This is a genomic window from Candidatus Erwinia haradaeae, assembly GCF_900698965.1.
GTDB classification, from domain to species: domain Bacteria; phylum Pseudomonadota; class Gammaproteobacteria; order Enterobacterales; family Enterobacteriaceae; genus Erwinia_E; species Erwinia_E haradaeae_A.
Genome location: NZ_LR217725.1, coordinates 928,138 through 954,227, shown reverse-complemented (window position 1 = coordinate 954,227; position 26,090 = coordinate 928,138). Strand labels below are relative to the sequence as shown.

Sequence of the window (26,090 nt, the reverse complement as noted above, 5' to 3'; positions counted from 1 at the left end):
AATCTTCAATAAAGGGTACGCATTAGAGATTTAACAATTTATCTTATTAAGATTTAAAGCTTGATTACTATTTAAGTAAGACACTTGAGCCCAGCCTCTTCCCGTAGCTGAATGGCTTTATCGGTCTTTTCCCATGGGAATTGTTCACGACCAAAATGACCATAAGTAGCAGTTTCACGATAAATTGGCCGAAGCAAATTTAACATCTGAATAAGACCGTACGGTCTTAGGTCAAAGAACTTACGTACTAGTTTGATGAGCGTTGTAGTATCTATTTTTTCAGTACCAAATGTTTCTATCATAATTGAAGTTGGCTCTGGCACACCAATAGCGTAAGAAATCTGCATTTCACATTTTTCTGCTAGTCCAGCAGCAATAATGTTTTTTGCAACATATCGTGCTGCATAAGCGCCAGATCGGTCAACTTTCGAGGGGTCCTTGCCAGAGAATGAGCCGCCACCATGACGAGCCATGCCGCCATAAGTATCCACTATAATTTTACGACCAGTTAATCCGCAGTCAGCCATAGGGCCACCAATAACAAAGCGACCAGTAGGGTTGATATAATACTTTATAGTATTGTTCATCCATTTTGTTGGCAGGACGGGTTTGATAATTTCTTCTAATACTGCTTCTTTAATATCTTTTTGAGAGATATTCTCTGCATGCTGAGTAGAAAACACAACTGTATCAATGCCAATAATCTTGCCGTCTTCGTACTGAAATGTAATTTGACTTTTTGCGTCTGGACGAAGCCATGGTAACATGCCATTTTTTCGAACTTGAGATTGCCGCTGGACTAGTCGATGAGCATAAGTGACCGGTGCTGGCATAAAGACATCCGTTTCGTTTGTCGCATATCCAAACATTAATCCCTGATCGCCAGCTCCTTGCTCAACTGGATTCGGGCGATCTATACCCTGATTGATGTCGGGTGATTGCTTACCAATAGCGTTCAGTACGGCACAGGAGTTTGCATCAAATCCCATATCAGAATGGATATAGCCAATATCTCGAATACTTTGTCGAGTAATTTCCTCGATATCTACCCAAGCGCTAGTAGAGATTTCACCGCCAACCATCACCATGCCGGTTTTTACATACGTCTCACAGGCTACTTTGGCTTGCGGGTCCTGCTCAAGAATAGCATCGAGTATAGCATCAGAAATTTGATCAGCAATCTTGTCAGGATGCCCCTCTGATACTGATTCAGAGGTAAAAAGATGTGTGGGCATTGCTTTATACCTTAAAACTAGTGCAGGAGTAGTTACACTAAAGATTATAACAACTGAAGATTAAGTGACTTTATACTAGGAAACAACTTTATGCTCAGGATGTAACATTGTTATGTGTACGGATGAGTTTTAATATAATAAGTTTTTGTATGAATGTAATAATATATAAAATATACAGCATTTAGGGATCTATATTTTTACTATTCTAATGCACTAATAATAATTAGTTAACGAGTTCATAATGGATGATCAATAGATAATGCGTGATATTAAAATTATTGATTTTAGCAAAAACATCGTCATTGCATGTTAGGATGTAATCCTTTATGAATTAACATTCTAAGCTATATCGCTATGTTATGTATACCGTATCTGTTTTGACAATGTCTAAAAGACTTAACAATCAGCGTACATGTGTAACATTATATTGTATATGCAATGTCATATTACAGATACTATAACGTATATTATAACGTATATTATAATGAACGATATACTTTTATATCATATATCTTGATGTGATACATGCATATATCTAGGACTATATTTTCAATGTGCTATTCAGACAATAATACATAATAATGAATATATATTATAATTTTAATGTTTAATTATAAATAAATTATTAAAGTATAATGATTATCACAACTGTATGTCTTCAGCAGGTATTTATAAATGTTAACTAACCAGTATAATATTTACTGTTTTAATCTGTAATCCATAATTATGACAAAATTATCATTAGAAGATCACTCTTCTCAAGAGTACTATCGTTTATAGTGATCAAATAAATTTATTGCATCTAACATCATGAATTTGTTAGATGCAATAAATTTATTTTATTGCCATCAGGTGAGTTATCTTCCTAATATAGAATCAATATGTCTGTAATTGATGGTATAATAGCAATGATCACTTGCATTAAATCAGCTAGCGAGATGATATTAAAATTATATGGAGGGTAATACGACGAATAGTATTAGATCTTATTAAGAGTTACGATAGAGCGCTATAGAACTTTTTACTTAAAATTTTTGCGCTAAAAGATAAAATCACAGTATTTTATTTAACATAAAATGTTAAATATATTTTTAATTATATGACGTGATTTAGTACATGTTGCGATGAAAATATCTATTTAATTTTTTAATCACTATTTATTTTATATGATCTCAGATCATAATCGATCTTCTTTCCTGACTCTAAATGATTTCGATCATATGCTGAATATTCTGATATAGGTATAGCATATGTGTGCGGTTTTTCATGCATCTTCATGCACGGACATGAAGATAGGTATGATTATTGATAAATTATAGTAGGTCAATAAATCTATGTAAGTGTAGATGACATCAGGCTTGCTCGAAGGGCATTATGTCTTATGAAATTTTTTAATTCGATCATAGATGTATGTTGTAAATGTATCCATTATATTCTGTGTGTGTTATTTTTTTTTAGTGCAAATAATTTAGCATTTGCTACGACTACAGCAATATCACCTAAACAGGAATCTGTTAAGGATCCATTAAAAACACAGCTGTCATCTCATATTGGTCCTGAGTCTCATGTAGTAAGTACTATCTCTTCTAACGGAGAAGTTGCAGGAGGATATTCCTCTATTCAGGAGTACCAAAGGCAAGCTTCTATTTGGTCTGGTCCATTTTGGTCTTATCCAACTAAATTAGGCACATTAAAACCTGATAATACTGGAATGGCTAGTATATTAGCTCTATCTGCTGATGGAAAAATAGCAGGAGGTTACTCTACTCCTCTTAATAAAGATTCCCTTCACGCAGTGATATGGTCTGGCGATAACTGGAAAACAGCAACCGATATAGATATTAATAGATCGAATCGCGCTATAGTTTCTGAGGTATCAGCTCTATCTGCTGACGGCAAAATAGCAGGAGGTCACTCTAGTGCAAATGATAAAGATTGGCTTACTGGAGCGATTTGGTCTGGCGATCATTGGCAGACTTACACTGATATTGGAATGGATATAGAACATGCTAAGTATCCTATATATTCTGGGGTATCAGTATTATCTGGTGATGGAAAAGTAGCGGGTGGATATATGAGCCGCAACAGACATGCGTCACATGCTATTATCTGGTCTGGGGATAAATGGGAAAAGAAGACCATTGTCGATGGATCTTCTTCTGATAGCTTGTTTGATAAAACATTTAATAATTCTGTGTCTGAGGTATTAGCTTTGTCTTTTGATGGAAAAGTAGCAGGTGGTTTTAATATTAATGACAAAAAAAATCCCCAAGCTACTGTCTGGGTAGGCGAGAATTGGGCAAATAAGGTTAATTTAGGTGCATTAACTAGTGACCCCTCTGGGGAATCTAAAGTCTTATCTCTTTCTCCTGATGGTTCCATAGCTGGTGGGTACTCCAGTGTTAACGGAAATAGTGCTGTATCTCACGCAATTATTTGGTTTGATAAGAACTGGAAAAATAAAACTGATTTAGGTACATTAAAAAATGATCTTTCTGGATCTTCCGAAATCCTTTCATTTTCTCCTGACGGTAAAATTGCTTTTGGAGAATCTGATTCAGATGATAAAGTCAAGCATCCATTTCTATTTCGAGTGCCACGAGAGGCCCTTAATACCCCTTCCCTCCCATTGAAGACTGTTGGTTCTAAAAGACTAATTAAAGATGAAAACGTACATACAACTAAACCATTCTTGGTTGATGCAGTGAATACTCGCTCTGCAATTAACCAAGTTGCTACTGATGCTTTTACATTAATTAAATCACAAGAGCATACGTTAACAAATTTACAGCAAGGATGCGTTGCTAATGGTGGCCATTTATGCTGGTTAATCTACACTAAACCTGCAGCTTTTATGAGCAAAAATGTTATGCCAGTAGTGAATGTGGGATATGGAGTAACAGAAGTATTTTCTCTGGGGGGTGTCGTTACACAGCCCTTATCGCGTTATTTTCCTGATAGCTATAAAATGAATGGAAATAATTTTGGATTTGGGTTATATGCTGACTGGCATGCACCTAAAAGATTGGGGCAAATTTATTTCCGTCCAGCTATATCTTTTAGTCAGTATGAGGTTGATATTAAACGATTAATATTGCCTCATACTGAAAATGGAAGAGGTAATAGCAAGATAAACGGATTTAGTTCATCCCTAGAATGGGGAGGCGGTCATCCTATCATTAGTCCAACTGTTTTGTTTTTCTGGCATACAGGTTTACGTTATAACCATGTTGCTCGTAACGCATATAAGGAGGATGATACTATTACGCTTCCTGTAGCCTACAATCCGATTAATTATAATAACGCAAGAGGCGACCTAGGAGCTGATATTCGAGTTTCGATTGTTCAACATCTTATATGGGTTTCTGGAATTAAAGTAGAACACATTCTTAAAGAGAATAATTTAATATCGAATTCCAGTATTGATAAAACCAGCCGTCTTAGTATTCACGACATCTCACCAAAAACGTCCACTACATTAAAGAATGGGCTGGTATATACATTGAGTAACAATATTTCTGTATCTATATTTGAGTCAGGTATTTCAAGTATTCCAGGGAATAAGAACTGGAAATTTTCTTGCAGCTTAAACGGAACATTTTAATATGTTATATCTATTTTATGTTTATTGAAGAGTCAAGGCTGATGAGATGTAAGTATTAATATACATTACCAAATAGCTATGGCTCTTATGTATTGCTATCTCAAAAGGTTTATCTCTATCTTAGAAGGGTTAGGTTATTTTATGTATTTTATGGTAGTAACAGATAAATACTACCCATAGAAGATACTATAGAAGATACTTATGTATTATATGGTGCGGTGTTACTCAGATAGATGCTATGATTTATATCATAGTGATATGGCATGCTGTATTTAGGCATGATACTGTATTTGTAGTATAAGTTCTGTTATGTATAGGTGTATTATGAGACTGCTATGCATACGGCGCTATGCATAGCAGTCTCATCTTGAATTTGCTATTGAGATAGTCATTACTATTGTAGATATAGCGAAATTCTATGCATGTTAAATTATTTCTCTAAAATATATTATAACAGTTAATTGAAGGTTTTAGATGACATAATCAAGCCAGTCGTTCTTGTAGAATTTTTTCTAGCAATTAATTGCTAGTCCTTTTGTTTTATGTAAAACTTATAAAAATAAGTTATGACATAATTTGGTCGTTAATTACTAAATAGTTATTAAATATTTTTATAGTTTTCTTATACCCTATCCACGCTGTAACTATACATCCATCTCTATATACTACTAGTATAATTTTGCTCAGCTTGTAATGTTTATTTACTTATCTTGTAAAAATAAATAACTGCCCGATTCTTCTAAAGAAGGCAGTAGATATTAAATAGTATTAATATGTAGAGTTTTTTTTCTAAAGATATGTCCAGAGGTTGTTCTGGTCGTTTTGATTAAATGTGTCTCTGTCATACCGTAAGGAAGGGAGAGCTAGCTCCGTCTTATGTGATGATATATAATCCAACAATATAGATTATACTATATATCTTAGTATATATATAAAATATTATTATATATATCAACCGTGCAATCACGACTTATTATTTCTATGATAAATACTTGGAAGATATAGAAGATATATCACATTTCTAACATCGAAAGATCTTCTGTTGTAACATCGAAAGATCCTCTATTGTGTCACTTTAATCTGAAAAGAATTATTTTAGTTCTGAAATTAAAAATTAGATTATGGATTTTATTAAAATTTTTTATTCACCTAAGATAACTTCAAGGAATTTAGGCGAATTTAGTTATAGAGATAGATTTTCTGAAAAGCTTCACATGTTATAATTACTATGATAGAGAGCTGATAAAATCAATAATTTATCGTAGTGGTTTTATATGATATTCATCTAGTATCGCTTATTGCACTTGGAAACACTCGTATAAGAGTGAGCTATAGCTTGTGATAGGGCTTTGTACCAACGGTTAAAGATAAATTGTTATAGTTAAATGATTATGAAAAAATTAAAATAAAAGGTCTTCTAGTTAGTATCAGATGCTCAATAAGTTTAATGATCCAGATCTGACTCAACGCTAACCATGAAGAGAATTAGGCTTGGTTATTACCTTGTTCAATATAATGAATCTTTGTCATGTTAATTATGCTGAAGATTAGCGCTGTAAAGTTTTAAAAAGTTTAAACAGTACATACGCGATTCTAAAAAATGCGCGTTCTGTGTAAAGTATCTAGATTAATCAGTATATACTCTATTAAAGCATACCTCATAATATAAACTAGAGGTGATTAAGATTAATAATCAATATAGATAACACCAGTCCTCTCAAGGTATTAGATATTCATAGTAATTATTTTATTTAGACAGTAAAAATAATATAGCACTCTGTTTCTAAGAGCTAAAGAAAAATAACGCATTTAGTTAAGGCTCTATGAATATATTGTACAGTTTTCATTATATTAATTCTCTTTTAATGTGCACATGGTATCTTGTAGTCATTGTGTTAATTATATAGTCATTGTATTAATCATAAAATTAGTATCATTAACATATACATATTTTCTCTAAGTTTATATAGATTATTTTGTGGTCTTAACAATATTACGAGACACTATTAATGTTTCTACTAAGTTTTACCAATTTCACATGACTGAACTTTTTGAAAATGATTGATGCATTTTCTTCGGAGGTATTATGAATGATATTGAGAGCATTATGCATTTTTTGATTAATAAATATTTAATAAAGATTATTTAATCTGCTACGCAGATGCGAAAAACATCTCAAATTATCCTGATGGTCTCATGGTAAAACCTTTTAAAATAGCGTGTAAAAACTAATAAGGAGCGTAACCATTATAGTGCTAGAGATAAGTGAAGCGATTACTTAAAATAGTTAAAAACTCGATTGTTGGAGTGTATTAATATGACTAAATATTTTTTTATTACTGGAACCGATACAAATATTGGTAAAACTATAGCAACATGTGCTTTGCTGCAGGCTGCTATACGCGCCGATTATCGTGCTGTAGGATATAAACCAGTTGCGTCAGGATGTGCGCTGACACCTGATGGACCTCGTAATCGCGATGCGTTGGTTCTAATGCGCAGTAGTAATGTAGACGTTAGCTATAATCAAGTCAATCCATATCCGCTAAGAGCCCCAACTGCACCACATATAGCTAGTCATGATGAGGGAAAATCCATTGATAGCAATATATTGTCAGCAGGATTGCTAGCGTTAGGATCAATTGCAAACTGGGTGGTTGTGGAAGGAACAGGCGGTTGGTTGACACCATTAGGGCTACAGTATAACTACTCTGACTGGGTTATTATGGAGCGCCTTCCGGTCATTTTAGTTGTTGGAGTGAAGTTGGGTTGTATTAATCACGCACTGCTCACAGCAAGCGCAGTTCGTCAAGCGGGGCTAAACCTGATCGGGTGGATTGCCAATTATCCTACCACAAATAGTTATCGTGCTCAGGATTATGTGATGGCATTAGAACAACGTTTAGATACCCACTTACTTGGAGTAATTCCGTGGATTCAGAATGCAATAGATGCGCCTTTATCTAACTATCTCAACCTATCTGTTTTGGAAAAGCCTTATGGAGTGTCAGAATCATGCTGTTTATGAAAACAAATATGAGTAATATCTATATATACTCTTTTGATCAAAAATTATTTATCAAAAAATTACTATAGTTCTGTGTGTAATTCGATGTAATCTATACATGTCCTTTTAACGTTAGACGAATAACACTTGATAGAATATTTTTCTTATCTTAGTTATGCTGTTTAATAAAGAATTATTATATATAGTATCTTTGATATGATCTGACATCAGGATGATGGCGACTACCTGATGTAATAAAATGTATCTATTTATCACACTTACTTGATTATTCCGTAGATATTAATTCTCCTGCTAAAGTATTTTTTACATATATAATTTGTCATCTTGCTACTAACAAACATTGAATGATGCTGCAGTATGCATTTTGTTTTCTTATGTGCTTTGAGATACTCTATCGCGTATGTTACAAATCAAGCGCCCATAACTAAGGTCCTCCTAATCAGAGGAAACAAGAGACGTTGAATGATTTTTAGCGTGCATAATCTATATTACATCTAATTATAGTGAGTTTGAAAAGAGCTCATGATTCTTAAAATGACTGATCATATATTGAAAGAGAGGTGCTGCAATTAATGAATGCGTTACGAACAGCGATAGAGTGTTAGTGTTTGCATCTCTAGAGGTTGCAATAGGTATATCTGATACTTAGAGATACTTAAGATTTTTCGATATATATGCTGATATAGGCTGACTATAATAACTTTTAAGGTGCCTAAATTTTATATTTTTGAACACCTAAGCGAATATTTAGAGTGTAAAACTATAAATTACAAAATAATTACATATTCCTAGAATCTAGGGGTTGAGTTTATCTTAGAGCTCAACATATTATATCATAATCATATATTTAAAGAGAGAATACAACGTACAATATAAAAATATAATGAGATATGAGTAACCTAATAATGATTTTATAGTAAATAGAATTATTCTTAATTATGTTATAGCATCATTATGTGATAGCATCGCTGTTTTTAGATGTATCCTGCTGCAGGGGTTCATATAACGCTCCTATAGATCAGGCATTATAATAAGTTATTGGTATTTAGATAAGATACAGCTTTAAGATGTTCTACAAGTAGGAATCTGATGTAATATATTCGTTTTTTCTTATACTTCAGAGCATAGTAAATTACTAACAGTATCTTGACTAAGAACCATTTTTCGCATTAATGCCGGCACTATTTATTTTTTTCGAGATAGAACTCTTCCATCTGATTCTGATCATCACTTAGTTATTAGATATTGCATAACTGTTTTTTTACAATATGTACGATTAACTATGATGATTATTTTAATGCTGCATTCCTAATGTAAAGTAGGATCTGTGATGTTTTGATAAACTGATAATGCAGATCACTTTTAAGTTTATAATCTAAAGTAAAAATTATACATGTAATACCGCAAAATATCGCTGATCTATCTAAGACCATAGTATCCGTAGGATACATGTGCTATATTTAAAGTAATCTTTAAATAGTGTTAATACTAACTATATGCAGACTTTTCTTTTTTAGAAAACACTAGGCAAATATAGTTCAAGATGAGTTTTGTTATAGATATAACAGAAGGTTTATGAATTTTATATATCATATACAAATTATATAATATATATAATGATATATAAAATTAATGCTTATGATGTTAGTATATAGATATCAATGAATCATCATCTATATAAACTAAGTTTATATAGATGGTTTCTATTTGAATAGAAATTACAGTAAAATTGATCATATAATATGTACATGATCACGTAAAAATAATCTTGATTAAATGCAACTATATATCTAGGGTCTATGCGCATGAAAATGCTTATCTCTAGACATAACTGATTACTATCAGGTTCAACGATATATTAATTACGTTATTTTATATCGCATTTATGCAATAATAGAAATATTGCATCATAGAATGTGTTGTGGATTGTAATTTTACAACAAATCTTAGCATGTCAATATAAATAATTATTTAGTAATGATTATTTATTTTTCTTTATTTACTTTTGTAATATTTATATGGTCTGTTTAGTGCTCAACACTAAATTAGCCATTTTAGACAACTAGCCGAGATTAGAATAATAGCAAAGAGATCCAATTCTGGGCGAAACAAGAGAACTGCCGTTCCACTTAACAATAAAGTTTGATGAAAAGTTAACCAACAATGTTTTGGATATTGATTGAAAGATGCCATCGTGAGATTTTTATTCAAATTATCTCTATTATATTGTAGTTGTATTTTTTTGTTTTGCAGAAGAGTCTCATATAATAAATCCGGTAATTCAGCTAAACGCACAGCCCATATTGGTGTATATTTTTTTAGTGTATGAAACATGGAAGAAAAACCGACTTGACTTTGTACCCAGTCTTCAAGGAAAGGTTTGGCTGTTGTCCACAGATCTAGTTTTGGATCGATTTGCCGACCTAAACCCTCTACATAAAGTAACGTTTTCTGCAGCAATACTAACTGCGGTTGTACTTCCATATTAAAGCATCGAGCTGTATTAAAAAGCTGAACTAAGATATTTCCAAAAGAAATGTCTATCAAAGGTTTCTGAAAAATAGGTTCACAGACACGACGAATGGCGAACTCAAAATCTATTAAGTTAGTATCAGCTGGCACCCAACCCGAATCTATATGCAATTCTGCAACTTTATGATAGTCGCGGTTAAAAAATGCAATAAAATTTTCTGCTAAATAGTGTTTATCTGATTGGTTTAAAGTGCTAACGATGCCGTAATCAATTCCTATATATTGCGGATTCTCTGGGTGTACATAGCTCACAAAGATATTACCGGGGTGCATGTCAGCATGAAACAGGCTATCTCGGAAGACTTGAGTTAAGAAAATTTGCACACCCCTTTCGGCTAACAGGGGCATATTAACACCATGTTGCTCTAACATGCTAACATTAGCAATCGGCATACCATAAATGCGTTCCATTACTAAAACATGCTCACTGCAATAAACTGGATAAATTTTTGGTACATATAATATTGAGCTGGTCTCAAAATTACGACGTATTTGAATAGTATTGGCTGCTTCATGTAAAAGATTAAGCTCGCTGAGTAATGTACACTCATAGTTGGAAACGATTTCCAGAGGTCTCAGGCGTTTAGCATCAGGAAAAAAATATGGTAACCACCTAGCTAGTCGATATAATAGTTTTAAATCTGCTTTGATCACTGATAAGATATCTGGCCGAATAACTTTGATTACCACCTCTTGTCCATTTTCTTTTAATATTGCAGCATGTACTTGTGCAATCGATGCCGTGGCTAATGGAATGATATTAAAGTTATCAAACTTATCCGAAATTAGTGTGTTTAATGAGGATTCAATTAATCTTAACGCTTCCCTTCCATCAAATGGAGTCACATGATTCTGAAGCATTGCTAATTGATTAATGATTTGTATTGGTAAGATATCATGACGGGTAGATATCATCTGGCCAAATTTTATCCATACAGGGCCTAGCTCCTCTAGCGCAAAGCGTAAGCGAACACCCAAAGATTCTTTTTTATTTTTTTTTGGTATCCAACATGCGCATCTACAGAAGAGTTTTATGGATCTTGATAAACTTGTTTGTGAGATAAGCTCATCCAGGTTATAACTTAGAAAAACATGGATAATATAATATAGGCGACGTAACTCACCAAAAGTCATGATATCTCCAAAAGACAAATACGAGCGTCAAATATATCTAAAGTATGTATACATTCCTCGACCTCTTTGATAAACCAGGACATTTCAAGAAATCCTGGCGATAAACGCCATTCTTCAGTAATAGTCTCCGATAGACACTCTTTTTTGCGTTTTACCTCATAATGCATTAGTTGATAACAATGACGGAAAAATTGACCTATACTCTCTGCAGCAATGTCCCCGATCCATAGGGTAAGATATTCTACTGGATCGAGCTCCATACCATCTAATTCTAGTGTAGTAAGAAGCACCTCGATGATCTTCAGATTACCTGTGACCTTAAGTTGCTCGCTATTGAGCAGTCTGGTTAGCTTTCGATAATTATATAACTTTGGTAATGCAGTTAAGGTAGTGGTTATCGTACAGTCGGCAATGCCTTTATAGCAATTAAAGATTTTTACTTGATTTTTATTAAAAACAAACACCATTGATAAATTTATATCATATATTATAAGTGACAAACTGTGACCACAGAGGTATTGCTGTGTAGAAACTAGGACTTGTTCACGATAAACAATGGTATTAATGATGCTTTCTAATATTGCCGTCATTATTTTGAGTAAAATCATATTTATCCTTTTAAAACTTAAAGCCTCGGTGTAATGCAACGACCCCACCTGTAAGATTTATATAAGTTGTTTCACTAAATCCGACATCTATCATAATTCTTTTTAGCGTTTCCTGATCAGGGTGAACATCAATAGATTCTACCAGATAACGATAACTATGTGGGTCTTGAGCTATGAGCTCCCCGAGGCATGGCAGGACCTGAAAAGAATAAGCGTTATAGATTTTGTTGAATAAGGCAGACTCTATTTTAGAGAACTCTAGTACTAGAAGACGACCTCCGATCTTTAGAACTCGAAACATAGAAGAAAGCGCTTGATGACTTTCAGTAATATTACGCAAGCCAAACGCAATAGTGATACAATCAAATACTTTATCTGGAAATGGTAAAGTTTCTGCATTTGCTTGCACATATCGCACGTTTGCAAGAATTCCTTTGTTCCGCAATTTTCTGCGGCCTTCTTGCAGCATTGACTGATTAATATCAGTTAAAATAACTAAACCATTCTCGCCCACTAAATGTGAAAAATGCGCTGTTAAATCACCAGTCCCGCCTGCTAAATCTAATACATAATGCCCAGGTCTGACACCGCTGTGCTGAATAGTCACGCGTTTCCAGATTCGATGAATTCCTAATGACATTATATCGTTCATTAGATCATATTTGGATGCTACAGAATGAAAAATATTAGAAACTAGATTGGTTTTTTCTTCTTTGTTAACTGTTTGATACCCAAAGTGGGTGGTATTTTTTGATTTATTTAGCATATTTAAGACTTCTCTAATGATTCTATATTTTATGTATCTGTATATATAGTTTATATAAAGCGACATTGACTGCATTCTTTTTCGCGATGTAGTTTTACTATTAGTCAAATATATATTTTTCATCTAGTATTACACTATATATTTTTTATCTAGTATTACAGTTTCTGCGCATTAGTAATTATCGAATGCATATTTTTATTGCAACTGATTAAGTTCCAATAGCTTTTTATGAGAATGATTACAATTAGCTGTTTGCGAAAAATGCGTGAATCATCTCAGTTGGCAAATGATGATGACATGCATATCAAAGCAGCGTTGATTATATTAGATATACAAGAGTAACAATAATTAGATATACTCAAGATTATGCACATGTATCTTAAGATTACACTGCATATCGGTTTGCTATCACCTGTTATATTATAATGCTTGCAGCGTTTCGAAACATAGTAATCAAAGAGTTTTGTGGTGTACCTTTTATGTCTGGAGTGGTCTTCGAATTAATCTATATATGATTATTGGAATAGATTTTGTATAGAATCTATTTCTAGGTGTTATGGTGGTCTAGGGGCTTATTATCTCCTGGTTTTGAGGTAGACACGAACTATAAACATAAAATATTTAGTCTTGGTGAATTGATGAATCCTTTTCTACTATATGATAATGTTTTATAATATCATCTATTACATAATTTTATAATACCATCTATAGACATAAGCAGATAATAGATTACTACTAATGTAGTAGAGTAGATATATGAGATATAGACACTATAGGTACTCGCTTTCTTGATATTATTCATTCTGAAGGTAATGAATAAAATGAATTGTTATCTACGAATTAGTATGGGTAATCAATGAAAGGATTAGATAAGTTGATGTCATAAATAGCAGCATTCTCATATTGCCGAAGCTGTGTTTGGCAGTATAATCATACATTATACCATTCATATCATAGAGTGCCTGCAAAACTAAGTGTGATATAGCTATAAGCTATGTCAAATATTGAAGAGTAGCCCTAAGAGAGCCACTAAAGCAGTATCTACTCAGTAGTAGATAATTCAGTAGCAGGTAATACTAAGTGTTTATACGCAGTTTATCTAAATGCACGCAGTATAGTTCTGAACGCTTTATCGCGCGGAGTAACGTCCATAATCTTGTGACATTATATAAGAATATCGGGCAGATACTAGGATAGATATATAGATATACTTTAGTGATAGATTCGTATCAATAAGAATAAATACATTATAGAGGGCGCTATTCAAGTTCAGAATTATTGAATATATTTAAAAAAGACGATCAATTTTTATCATCACTCTAGTGAGTCTTCAGAAATCTCTTGTGTTGGAGAGTTTTCTGGTATTGCTTTTGCTACTAGCTCGGGATTAATTGGTCGCGTGATTTGTATGCCCATTTTTCGAAAACTTTCAGTTTGGGCTATTAAATTGCCTCGGCCTTCTGATAGTTTTTTCATTGCTAACTGATAGCTAGCCTCAGCCTTATTAAGGCTGAGGCCAATATGGCTCATGTCGTCGACAAATAATCGCATTTTATCGTATAATTGATTAGCACGATAAGCTATTTTCTGTGCATAGCGAGTTTGATTGTTAAAATGCCATAGATTATTAATAGTACGCAATGCCACTAGTAGTGTGGTCGGGCTTACTAACATAATATTTTTATTAAAAGCTTCATTGATCAGTTCCGGATGTTTATCTAGAGCAAGAAGAAATGCCGATTCTACTGGGATAAACATTAGAACATAATCTAAAGATCGTAAGCTGGGTAATTTTTGGTAATCCTTTTTATGTAATTCTCGTAGATGTGCACGAATAGCAATAATATGCTCTTTAAGAGAAGCTTGTCTCTGTATATCGTTAGCAGCGTTAAAGTAACGATGATAGGCTACTAGTGTCATTTTTGAGTCAATCACCACATCCTTACCTTGCGGTAATCGTATAATAACGTCTGGTTGCATATACCCATTATTTTCTAATGGAATATGAGTTTGGGTCTGGTACTCATGTCCCTCTCGCATTCCGGCGGTTTCTAAGATACGATGAAGCACTATTTCTCCCCAATTTCCTTGCGTTTTATTATTACCTTTTAACGCCTGAGTTAGATTGCATGTTTCCTGAGCCATTTTTTCATTGAGTTGTTGAAGATTACGAATTTCATGAGAAAGAGTGTATCGTTCGCGAGCCTCTTTGCCTAAGCTTTCTTGAACTTGATGACGAAATCCTTCAAGTTGTTCACGCAGGGGGGATGTTAAGTTTTTCAAGCTTTCGCGATTTCGCTCATCTAGACGACGTCCGCTATTCTCGAAGATGCGATTAGCTAGATTTTCAAATTTAGTATTGAGATACTCTTCATTATTCATTACTAGTTGTTGTTGTTTTGTGGCAGCCATCCTGGTCTCTTCAAGACGAATTGCCATTTCACGTAACTCTGTTTTTTGAGCGTTATTAATTTTTATTTGTATTTGGTTCTCGCATATTAATTGTTCGGTTTTACTGCGCCAAGAATCTTTGTCCTGTAGTTGTTTTTCAGCAACTTGTATAGCGGCACTAAGCTTTTGATTGGTTTGTTTATGTTCTTGATTCATAGCATGTAAAATTTCTAACTGTTTCTGTAAGTTTTGAATGTCATGTTGTGCTAGTTGCTCTGCTTGCATGATTATTTGCGTTTTAGACTTGTTTCTTGTTGTTTTATTGTGGTAATAAAACAAGGCAACAAAAAAAACTGCCAGTACACTAAACAGAACGAAGAACACAGCACTATATACAATTGCATTGTTCACCTTATTTCCTTGTGTGTTTTTGTAAGAAAAAATAAGAAGATATGGATTGATATGGAATAATTATCAATATCAATTTAATTGCAGAGCATGCTCAAAACATACTTACTAATATGGCTGAATAGTTCTGGATGAGATGAATAATATTGACCTTTATTCAGCGTGGGATAGAGCAGTAAGACAATCTAGTTCTATATATGATAAACGTAATAATTCAAATAGGATTACTATCCGATAATTTTGCTAGAAAATAGCTTGATCTGAGCTAATAGATTTTTTGGTCTAATCGTATTTGAAGTATTCTCCTGGAATAATAGAAAAATATAAAAATATAAAAATGTAAATATTAGTGATTCTCAATCAGGAGCTTGATTAATTATAGGTTTTCGTGAAGGTACAGCAGACTTAATGCAGTTAACCTGTTAGCGAAAAATATCATAAAAATATTTATTGATGATATTTTCCATATAAATGGCCAGTTTATCACTTGATTATGTAAAGTTAGTTGTGCAAGACAATGCCTATTTTGGGTAATGTCCTTGCATATGCAGTGGGGTTTTAAGCATAGTCCTTTAACTCAGTGTTCGATCAGGTTTGGAAGTCACTGTATCTATAATAAAAGTATGATTATGTGTTTTATATAATATCCAGAAGCATCTCTAATATCATTAGACTTAATGATATAATAGTATCACACTAACACTATTAGTTAGTGCGAATTTATTAGTATATATGTGATATGCGTTGCTATGATGTTATTAATTTAAGGTAAGCATAATCATCTAATGCATTAGTAATCAGGTGTTTTACGATCTATGTTTTCTCCTAAGATAGACATCTGTATTATATACAGTTACTGATTGCTGCTTGGAATACAGAAACGCTTATTAAAACGATCTACGCGCCCACCACTAGCTATATCACGTTGTTTACCCGTATAAAATGGGTGGCACTTACTGCATACATCTAAAATTATATTTCGGCAAATGGTGGAACGAGTTTGAATCTCATTACCGCAAGAACATGTAGCAGTAACATGAGTATAGTTTGGGTGAATATTTCTCTTCACTAGCACACCTCATCTAAGGTTTTTATGAGCTTATCAATCACGATTCTGAATTACGAGGTTCATGAGAATACGTGCGTGGTACGATAACAATATCATGATAACAATAAGACTACTGAGTAGTATATCTATGGAAAGCACTGAGAATCATAAGATTATTGTCTTAGCTATTCAAAATTCATATAATTCTAGGATCCCGCATAGAATAATAATAGAATTATTATTTGAGCTATCTGGATCATTGGTGTGTTCTTGATGTATTCATTGATAGTTTTCGTTGAATTATATACCTATTATAAGAGAATTATATACCTATTATAAAAGTTTCATTTACTTATAAAAGTCACTTACGCTTGACGTACTCTCTCTTAGAGACATGATTATAGATTGCGAGTATAGACCTATCTAGCAATACATGCATATTTCTACTCTATTAGTTTTTTATGTCTTCCTGCCTATTATTAATTATACTAATCAGTCAAGAAGTATGGGTCAAGCTTTTATATTAGGATCCTGCATTTACTATCATACCTAAAAGATTTTTTAAGTATCTCACTTGATGATTCGCTTTTAGCGAAGACCCAGGAACATTGATTGGTTTTGGGGCTTGGTCCCTCTAGTGCATTAAATATTCTACACTTTTAAGTGGTTTTATTACTATCAATAAGATTTGATAGTAAAGATCAGTTTTCTTTCTCAAGTGAATAAGTAATCAGCAGCGTTGCATACAATAATATTGTAACTTTAATAGTCTATCGTGTTTAACTGTGTACTCTGATTCTCTGATCAGAGATAGTTTTGATACTGATCCTTTCAGTTTTATTAAGTAATCTAATGATTAAGATTGCGCTGAATTATCAATACAGCATACATTCTTGGAATGTTTATCATATTGTTTTATTAGATATTTGGTATGACAGAGGAGATGAATATTGAGAATTAGCATAATATAAACAATGCTCTAAGGTCATAAGAATGTCTATACATCTTTTTAGGAAGATATTGGTTACGGCATGAAATAAGGTAGTATCCAGGATGTGATATGAATATGTGTCTTAAATAAATTTTTAAAAATATTATTTTACAGAATATTGTGCAGCACACATTATATAAGAGTCTCTAACAGGTGAGCGCCTAATACTATAGATGGGCTTATACAGGTCCTAGATTGGTATAGTTTATCCGCATTAGCAATAACGATAAAGATAGATGATTGAGGTGGTTCATATGTTCTTTGCGCACTGAAAAATAAAATTCTTAATTATTGTCTATTTTAGGCCATTTAGGCTATTTTGTCGTTGTGGTTTTGAGAATAGTGATTTTTTATGTAAAAATATCTACCAGTATGACCTGAATTAATCTACGCACCATAAAAGAATATAGGTATATGGGCATAAGCGTTCTAGCTCGTATGTGTTTATGCATTAACCAAGATTATAACATTATTTGCATATGGTAGTATACTAGTATACTAGTTATCGCTAGTTACAAGATGTAATAAGATACAAAAATTAACATGAACCATAGCAAATCAGATAATCGATCTTGGATTATAATTAGCCCATAGGTTGTTGTATTAGGATATTACTGTATATGTCATTGCAAAAAACACATACAAGCCTTTTAGGGTTGCAGGATGTGACGATTGTTGACGATGTTAGATTACGAAAGGTCATTATTGCAACTGTGTTAGGAAATATTATAGAGTGGTTTGATTTTAGTGTGTATGGATTCCTTGCCTACGAATTAGGACAGGTTTTTTTTTCAGGAGTCGATCTTAGAATGCAAAGGATTGCTGTTCTAGCAACATTTTCTTTACCCTTTGTAATTCGACCATTAGGAGGTCTATTTTTTGGGGTCCTAGGAGATAAATATGGTCGAAAAAAAATACTTTCTATCACTATTATAATGATGTCAATCAGTACTGCTTGTATTAGTTTGATTCCCTCCTATTCAACTATAGGAATATGGGCCCCAATTTTACTTTTGATGTGCAAAATAATCCAAGGATTTGCAATAGGAGGCGAATATATCGGTGCTGCTATCTTTATAGCCGAATACTCGCCAGACCGTAAACGTGGATTAATGGGAAGTTGGTTAGATTTTGGCTCAATTTCTGGTTTTTTACTAGGAGCTGGATTAGTAGTGATTATTTCTTATATTACTGGTGCAGAGTGTTTTTCAAATTGGGGGTGGCGTATCTTATTTGGTATGGCGTTGCCGCTTGGTTCTATTGGATTATATCTACGTTACATGTTAGAAGAAAGCCCCGCATTCCAAGGGAATCTCAAGAAATTTATGATCAGCGGTCATGATGCTGGCCTTACAGAACAGAGAATTTCATATATAAAGTTGATTACTCAATATTGGAAGAGTCTACTGATTTGCATGGGCTTGGTCATTACAACTAATGTTACCTATTATATGTTACTAACTTATATGCCAACCTATCTATCGCAGAATTTGCATTTTTCAGAGGATCATGGAATTATTATTATAATATCTATCATGATAAGTATGCTTTTTTTACAGCCTATTATGGGCTTCATCAGTGATAAGTTTGGTCGTCGCCCATTAGTAATCATAGGTAGTTTTGCCTTGCTATTGTTTTCCCTTCCCTGCTTTACATTAATTAATAGTCACGTAACAGGACGTATGTTTTTAGGTTTGCTTATACTGGCGCTGATTCTTAATAGTTTTACCGGTGTGATGGCATCGAGTTTACCAGCAATGTTTCCAACACATATTCGATGTAGCATATTGGCTACTATTTTTAATCTCTCGGTTCTTATTGCTAGTTTAACTCCAATAATAGCTGCATGGCTAGTAGAAGAGACCGCAAACCTCTATATGCCAGCGTATTGTTTAATGATTGCAGGGGGTGTTGGTCTGTTAACAGGCATTATGATGCAGGAAACTGCTAATTTACCATTGCGTGGGGCTAATCCTGTAGCTTCAAATATAATAGAAGCAAAAGCTATTATAAAAGAACATCATGATCATATAGAACAAAAAATTACAGAAATCAAGCAACAAATTAGTATTTTAGAGAAACAACGTTCTCAGTTAATGAATCAACATCCGTATATGCATGAATAAGTTTAATAGAAAGATATTGTGATATTATTGTTATATAGTAAAATATTTAACAGAATTTAATCAAAGGCAATTAAGGAGTAAATTATGCTGTATCTCAAAGATTATATGGTTAAAGATGTTATAATTTGATATATAGTGAGTACTAACATGTCATATGTAAAGCATTATTGATAGAGAAAACATTTGACTTCAAGTCAGCAAATAGTAAAATACACACAATAATCGTAAACGCCTTAAAGGAATCGTAAACGCCTTGCTTATTTGAGATTAAATTTAGAGGTTTCTATTGGTGAGATGGCCGAGAGGTTGAAGGCGCTCCCCTGCTAAGGGAGTATACGGAGAAACACTGTGTCCGGGGTTCGAATCCCCGTCTCACCGCCATTATGCATCCATAGCTCAGTTGGATAGAGTACTCGGCTACGAACCGAGCGGTCGGAGGTTCGAATCCTCCTGGATGCACCATAATATTATATTAGCAGTAGCGTATAGTGCTTTTGAAGGAGTTCCTCATTACTATCTGTGATGGATAATAGCATGATAAAAAATAGGGCTACTAAAATAGTATTATGCATCTTATGCTGCACCGAGGATTTTTTTAAATCGTTATTAGATTAGCACTCAGTATTATGATGATTATCATAAAATGCCTTAATATAAAAAATATTTATTCTGATTTGAGCTTGAATTTCATTTTGTGTATTACGTTAAATTAATGCTTTTCAGGTTTTAACCATTATATTTTTCTTTACTAACATGAAGATGTTCTCATGAATTTATGTAAAGCATAAATTATTTAAATTGATTCGTGACCAGTTTGTTATGTTTTATCGTTTTTAAGAAAATGCCATCAGTGACCCATGTCATAAGGACGTATGAGTACTGCTTATATAAGAACATACTTAATACATAGATAAGAACATACTTAATACATAGAGCATTTATTAAAATATTAAATATTGTATGATGTTTACGATCCCTATGAACCACATTTGATACAATATCATAGTTATGTTGGATAGATACATGTATGCCTATTTAGGCCAGTCTGTACCATATGATAATTTTGAAGTTGTAACGTAATACCCCAGAGAATTAGCGTTGATGTTAATGATTTCGATCTATCCGCGTTTAATTAATATAATATTGATGGCTGGTACAGGTATTTCTCTGTCTGTAGTGGCTTTTCAAAAGAGCAGTATATTCATCGAATGCCATAATTCATGAATATTGGATATATGTTATATAGCAACATGCATAATGATTCATATCATGCAATACAGCTCTTTAATGTATAAGGGAGACGGTGATCTAGGTAGTTTTATGATCATATATTAAGAGTTAACATTTTACGGAGCACTGTGTGACGGAACACACACCGCTTACTACTATCGCGTAATTAATCGCCGGCCAATCTATTGTGTCTTCTAGAGTTTTGATATTTGACTCCGGCGTAGGTGGGTTATCCATTTATCGTGAGATTTATAAACTCTTTCCAGATTTAAATTATCTTTATGTGTTTGACAATATTGCTTTTCCTTATGGTGAGAAATCGGAAAAGTGCACTATTAAGCGCGTAGTATCTATTATTACAGCGGTGACTCGTGTTTACCAGCTATCCCTAGTGGTAATTGCTTGTAACTCAGCTAGTATTGTTAGTCTACCAGCTCTGCGCTCTCGTTTTATGTTCCCAATAGTTGGGGTAGTTCCAGCAATTAAACCGGCTGCTCAATTAACTCGTAATGGTGTACTAGGTGTTCTAGCCACTCAGGGTACAATCCGGCGTTCTTATACACATGAGTTACTCTCTCGTTTTGCTGGATCATGCTCAATCACCATGTTAGGATCTAAAGAATTAGTAGAATTAGCTGAAAGTAAACTGCGCGGTAATGTAGTGCCCATTAACATTATTAAACGTATATTACAACCATGGTTAATGATGGCTTTACCCCCTGATACAGTAGTGTTGGGATGTACGCACTTTCCTCTTATTCGTGAAGAATTAACAAATGTATTACCTGAAAAGACGCAGTTAATTGATTCGGGTGAAGCTGTAGCGCGCCGTATTGCGTGTTTACTTGGTAATACATCTTATGCAGTAGGCCCAAAGACTCATAATATAGCTTTATGTATGGATTCAAATCAACAAGCGCTTCAGTTAGTACCCGCTCTTAACAATTATGGTTTTTCAAGACTCGAGGAATTAACTTTATAACGGATATGAAGGAAAATGAAAAGAAGTGACATTAAAAGTACTTAAAAGCTTGAAATCTAGTACTATTCCATCATACAGATAGCTACCATGATATTTATTGGGATTCTAAATATAGCTGAGCATTAAGATAAAATATCAGCCCTACACGTTGCAAGATCACAATAAGCATATGAGAGTTGAAATTTAGTGGTTTATATACAAACCGAAGAAATCAGGTATGGAATGTTAAGTACCCAGATCCTCTTGTGAGATAAAAATGTAATTCTTCAATTTACTATGTTTAGCTGGTTATGTTTAATTTATTCAAAGAGAGTATTCTTAAGGTATAACCTAAAATAGCTATTCAATGTAATTTTTATATGTTAATATAACATGTGTATAAAATTGATTATTTAATAGAAGGCAAAAGATCACTCAATGATTTAAATATTGCCGCTTTAGCTTGAAGCTTATGCTTGTACATGATAGTCGCTGCATATATAGAGATAAGAGATAATTTATAAGAATTATAACAGTTTTATTGTCATGACGAATAGATTATAGATTAGTCTACAGCTGAACAGAATTAAGCGCTTAGAAAAACGAAGGCTAGTTATGATTAATAAATAACATCTAGCACTTATCCTTATGTCGTTATATTGTTTCCGGTTGATATTAAGTTATAGAATATATATTAGGTAGAATACGTCTAGGTAGGATACGTCAAGCGATATAACTGAGCACCAACAGGTAGTGCATGTCCTGAGTGAGTGTTATAAGTTGTATATAGTTTTATATAAACTAACAAACTAACAAACTGTGTATATGATGCATTGTGTATTACTATTTAGGAGTGGTATATCTTTAAAGCGATTCTTTATACAAAGATACCGCCATAAAAAAGATTTAAAATACTCTCGAAGTCCCCATCGTCTAGAGGCCTAGGACACTGCCCTTTCACGGCAGTAACAGGGGTTCGAACCCCCTTGGGGACACCAAGTAAGACTGTATTGAGATATGATTATCTCGTTTCATGGTGGTTCCCATAAAACTTGGATGACATTAGATGGTGTGATACAAGAAGACATGAAATCACAATGAAATCACAATAAGAATATAAAAATATTCACTAAAGCAAAGCTAAATATAGTCCACCTTGAATATAATCTACCCTTAATAAACTTAATAAAAAGATGTAACGATACTTCATAATCTGATATATTTACAATAAGATGTTTCCTTTTTTGGAAAAGTATACATATTACAGATTATATTTATACTGATCAGTATATTATATTCCATCCAACGATTTTGGATCATTTCAGAATGTTATATTTTATAATTTGAAAATTATAAAATCATAATATTCGTTTTTACTTTTCTCTGAACATTCTAACGTAGTCTATGCAAGGGTCTGTAACAGATAGATTATATTTTAGTAATAAGAGTATTTGATACATATCAACCCCCCCGTAAATATGCATATTATAGTGACTTGGTGATTAGGCGGTATAGTTTTACATCAGGGTTTTACATAAGATATAAAAAGTTATATAGTGAGCATATCTAGCATAATTAGTATAATTAGCATTAAGAAAAGGATAATGCTATGTATTATACATAATATACAAGATTATAGACAAGAATTGCACGCTTCTCTAAATTTAGTTAATAGTAATTTTATTACTCGATTTGAAATTAAAGTTTTCTCAACAGCAGAAAAACATTGCGTGATTACAGTCCTAAAAACACACATAACTTCTTTAATATCTCGTCATTATCTTATTAATAGAAATATAGAAATATCAGAATACAAAACGCGTTAACCCCCTAGATCAGACTGCATGAGGAAGATTGAATCTTTGAATAGCGATGACACTGGATCGAAAAATTCACAGAAAATTAGTTACATAAAAATCAAGATTTCAGAGTGATTAGTTTTTGACGTTAGTTGAATTTAAAACGAGAAATGAGTGATGTAGAGACCATCCAATACATAATAAATTTTGTGGACAATAATAACAAACTGCAATGAAAATAATTGATAATTGATAATTAATAATTGAAATACATTAGAAGATCATATAGAGTTTTTGTATTTTTTTCTTTATTATTATAATAATATCTTCTAGGTTAGGTAGGGCAGTTATCTTTTTTTTAACATTACCCTTACTGAGTAGGTATGATTTTGATTTAAAGAGATGTACGCAATGTTATATGAATAATAAAAGCTATTAGTTTATTGATTTAGGCTGAAAATCCTAAATTAGAAAGCGCTCTGGTATAAGATTTTTATATCACTGAAGGTTGACAAGAAACCCAATCCCAATCAATCTATATGAGTTTTGTAAACATCAGACTCTTCTGCATACAATTTTTTATGAGGCTAAATAACGCGGTAGTGCTACTGCATATCAGCTGCTACATATCTATAGTATCTGTTAAAATTTACATGACCAAATTGCTATAATACAAATTTTTCTCAAGATGAGCTATCTAGGGGCGTAGTTCAATTGGTAGAGCACCGGTCTCCAAAACCGGAAGTTGTGAGTTCGACTCTCTCCGCCCCTGCCAATAGATTCAAGTATTACTTATACAGAATACGCAGAGCATACAGAGATAGAGTGTAGTTGTATGCTTCGGTTTAAGCGTTCATGATTAGTCATTCATTAGCAATTGAGAATGTACGCACCAAACATCATATATAGGGATTTAACATAAGATAAGCACAGTTAATTACTGATTTTGTATGCGTATTGCTAATAATAGATCTATATTTTTTAGAATTGTCAAGCAATTAACTAAAAAATGCCTTACTTAAGTACTTTGGTTCTATAGTCTCAGGTGATACGGTAGAACCTAAAATCAGCATGATTTTTGCTAAAGGCAACATATCTTTTGCATGAGGTAAATCTATATTAGAAATAAGAAGATCAAGACTAGATTGATCTATTAATTCCGGACAGGATTTCCACCCTGTACCAACACAGGTCCATCTACCTGTCAGTGTTTTCATCCGCTCGAGTATGTCCTGGGGCTGTAAAATAGTTTCACCACATTCACTTTGCCAGTTACCAAGATGATTACGTTGATATTCAGCCCAGTATATATGACCCGTGTTTGTACTCATAGCCACGAGAACACGTGGTGAAAACAGCCTATTCCAGGCAGCTTGTGCTAATATCTGAAGAGTGGAGAGACCTATCAAAGGGAGACCAGAGCCTAGTGCTAGACCTTGAGCGACAGTGATTCCGACACGAATACCAGCAAAACTTCCAGGACCACGATTAAAGGCTAATGCATCTAGTTCGTGTAATGACATGGCACCTTCTTGCAAAATTTTTTGTATTAGTGGCAAAATGTATTGTGTATGTTTACGAGCGGATAGCTTAACATGAGATAATTTTTTATGCGCCTGTTCTAATGCAACAGAGCAATATGCCGTGCTTGTATTAAAGGCTAATATTTTCACTGATTGGTCACCTTAACGTAAGAAAATAACAATTTTTATTATAGCTGCAATATAGATTATTTTGAACCTGTTTAGTTTGAAGTATTGTTAAAATTATACTGATTTGAGAAGGTTATACCGTATCAATATATTTATATCATCTTGTTTTTATGGAAGATTGCATTGATGACAACACCAATAATTAGGTGATAGCACCAATAATTAGGTGATACTGACATATATTAAGATGCTTTTTATGTTTTATGAGTTTCTGAGTCTTCTCATGTTATATGCATAATCAAATCATTCTCATGCATGGCAATGCGCCCCTAGTTATAAAGCGCAGGGGGAATTAGATGAATTAAATAAGGTTGGGGTTTGATTATATCCCGTACGAAGTTTAAAAGAATTTCGATGTTCTATCTCATTTTTAATTTTGCATTTGATTCGCAAATACTTTAGTTACATAGAATCAGAACCTTTCTAATGTTTATGATAGTTTTTTATGTTGGAGAATTACAGATAGATAAAACATAAAACAACAGAATACAATTAGTAATTGTATGTCCCTATTTAC

11 protein-coding genes and 4 tRNA genes are annotated in these 26,090 nt (G+C 33.2%); 8 read left to right on the top strand and 7 right to left on the bottom strand.

What is annotated here, in order from left to right:
- Positions 1-71: 71 nt before the first annotated feature.
- Positions 72-1,235 (bottom strand): methionine adenosyltransferase, encoded by a 1,164-nt coding sequence (metK, locus tag CIPSTX3056_RS03015; RefSeq protein WP_072666444.1) that lies wholly within the window; start codon positions 1,233-1,235, stop codon positions 72-74.
- A gap of 1,381 nt (positions 1,236-2,616) precedes the next feature.
- Here metK and CIPSTX3056_RS03010 point away from each other — a divergent pair.
- Both CIPSTX3056_RS03010 and bioD read left to right on the top strand, forming a co-directional pair.
- Positions 2,617-4,839, top strand: coding sequence for a hypothetical protein (locus CIPSTX3056_RS03010; RefSeq protein ID WP_125918803.1), 2,223 nt, complete (start codon positions 2,617-2,619; stop codon positions 4,837-4,839).
- A 2,317-nt stretch (positions 4,840-7,156) separates the two neighbouring features.
- The gene (gene bioD, locus CIPSTX3056_RS03005; protein ID WP_072666443.1) at positions 7,157-7,867 is read left to right on the top strand and encodes a dethiobiotin synthase; all 711 of its coding nucleotides are present in this window, start codon (positions 7,157-7,159) and stop codon (positions 7,865-7,867) included.
- 2,040 nt (positions 7,868-9,907) lie between these two features.
- Here the strand turns inward: bioD and ubiB are convergent.
- From ubiB to rpmE, 5 genes are all read right to left on the bottom strand, one after another.
- The gene (gene ubiB / locus CIPSTX3056_RS03000) at positions 9,908-11,533 is read right to left on the bottom strand and encodes a ubiquinone biosynthesis regulatory protein kinase UbiB (protein WP_072666442.1); all 1,626 of its coding nucleotides are present in this window, start codon (positions 11,531-11,533) and stop codon (positions 9,908-9,910) included.
- Positions 11,530-12,141 (bottom strand): ubiquinone biosynthesis accessory factor UbiJ, encoded by a 612-nt coding sequence (locus tag CIPSTX3056_RS02995; protein ID WP_072666441.1) that lies wholly within the window; start codon positions 12,139-12,141, stop codon positions 11,530-11,532. The genes ubiB and CIPSTX3056_RS02995 overlap by 4 nt, the downstream gene beginning before the upstream one ends.
- Before the next feature lie 10 nt (positions 12,142-12,151).
- A complete protein-coding gene (gene ubiE, locus CIPSTX3056_RS02990) occupies positions 12,152-12,907 on the bottom strand; it encodes a bifunctional demethylmenaquinone methyltransferase/2-methoxy-6-polyprenyl-1,4-benzoquinol methylase UbiE (RefSeq protein WP_072666440.1) in 756 nt (251 codons plus the stop codon).
- Positions 12,908-14,221: 1,314 nt separating this feature from the next.
- Complete coding sequence (gene rmuC, locus CIPSTX3056_RS02985) at positions 14,222-15,709, bottom strand: DNA recombination protein RmuC (protein WP_072666439.1); 1,488 nt, start codon at positions 15,707-15,709, stop codon at positions 14,222-14,224.
- Between the two features lie 850 nt (positions 15,710-16,559).
- On the bottom strand, positions 16,560-16,775 hold the full coding sequence (gene rpmE / locus CIPSTX3056_RS02980; RefSeq protein ID WP_072666438.1) for a 50S ribosomal protein L31: 216 nt from the start codon (positions 16,773-16,775) through the stop codon (positions 16,560-16,562).
- Positions 16,776-18,365: 1,590 nt separating this feature from the next.
- Here rpmE and proP point away from each other — a divergent pair.
- From proP to CIPSTX3056_RS02950, 6 genes are all read left to right on the top strand, one after another.
- The gene (proP, locus tag CIPSTX3056_RS02975) at positions 18,366-19,871 is read left to right on the top strand and encodes a glycine betaine/L-proline transporter ProP (protein ID WP_072666437.1); all 1,506 of its coding nucleotides are present in this window, start codon (positions 18,366-18,368) and stop codon (positions 19,869-19,871) included.
- Positions 19,872-20,159: 288 nt separating this feature from the next.
- Positions 20,160-20,252, top strand: a tRNA-Ser gene (locus CIPSTX3056_RS02970).
- Positions 20,253-20,256: 4 nt separating this feature from the next.
- A tRNA-Arg gene (locus CIPSTX3056_RS02965) sits at positions 20,257-20,333 on the top strand.
- A 952-nt stretch (positions 20,334-21,285) separates the two neighbouring features.
- Entirely contained in the window at positions 21,286-22,083 is a 798-nt protein-coding gene (gene murI, locus CIPSTX3056_RS02960; RefSeq protein WP_072666436.1) for a glutamate racemase, read from the top strand.
- Positions 22,084-22,984: 901 nt separating this feature from the next.
- Positions 22,985-23,060, top strand: a tRNA-Glu gene (locus CIPSTX3056_RS02955).
- Positions 23,061-24,560: 1,500 nt separating this feature from the next.
- A tRNA-Trp gene (locus tag CIPSTX3056_RS02950) sits at positions 24,561-24,636 on the top strand.
- Positions 24,637-24,859: 223 nt separating this feature from the next.
- On the opposite strand, the gene tsaB is transcribed toward CIPSTX3056_RS02950, so the two are convergent.
- Positions 24,860-25,534 (bottom strand): tRNA (adenosine(37)-N6)-threonylcarbamoyltransferase complex dimerization subunit type 1 TsaB, encoded by a 675-nt coding sequence (gene tsaB / locus CIPSTX3056_RS02945; protein WP_072666435.1) that lies wholly within the window; start codon positions 25,532-25,534, stop codon positions 24,860-24,862.
- Between the last annotated feature and the right edge of the window lie 556 nt (positions 25,535-26,090).

Coding starts and splice junctions, on each gene's coding strand:
- CIPSTX3056_RS02995 (WP_072666441.1), bottom strand. CDS start 12,141: ATGATTTTACTCAAAATAATGACGGCAATATTAGAAAGCATCATTAAT.
- CIPSTX3056_RS03010 (WP_125918803.1), top strand. CDS start 2,617: ATGAAATTTTTTAATTCGATCATAGATGTATGTTGTAAATGTATCCAT.
- proP (WP_072666437.1), top strand. CDS start 18,366: ATGTCATTGCAAAAAACACATACAAGCCTTTTAGGGTTGCAGGATGTG.
- ubiB (WP_072666442.1), bottom strand. CDS start 11,533: ATGACTTTTGGTGAGTTACGTCGCCTATATTATATTATCCATGTTTTT.
- bioD (WP_072666443.1), top strand. CDS start 7,157: ATGACTAAATATTTTTTTATTACTGGAACCGATACAAATATTGGTAAA.
- metK (WP_072666444.1), bottom strand. CDS start 1,235: ATGCCCACACATCTTTTTACCTCTGAATCAGTATCAGAGGGGCATCCT.
- ubiE (WP_072666440.1), bottom strand. CDS start 12,907: ATGCTAAATAAATCAAAAAATACCACCCACTTTGGGTATCAAACAGTT.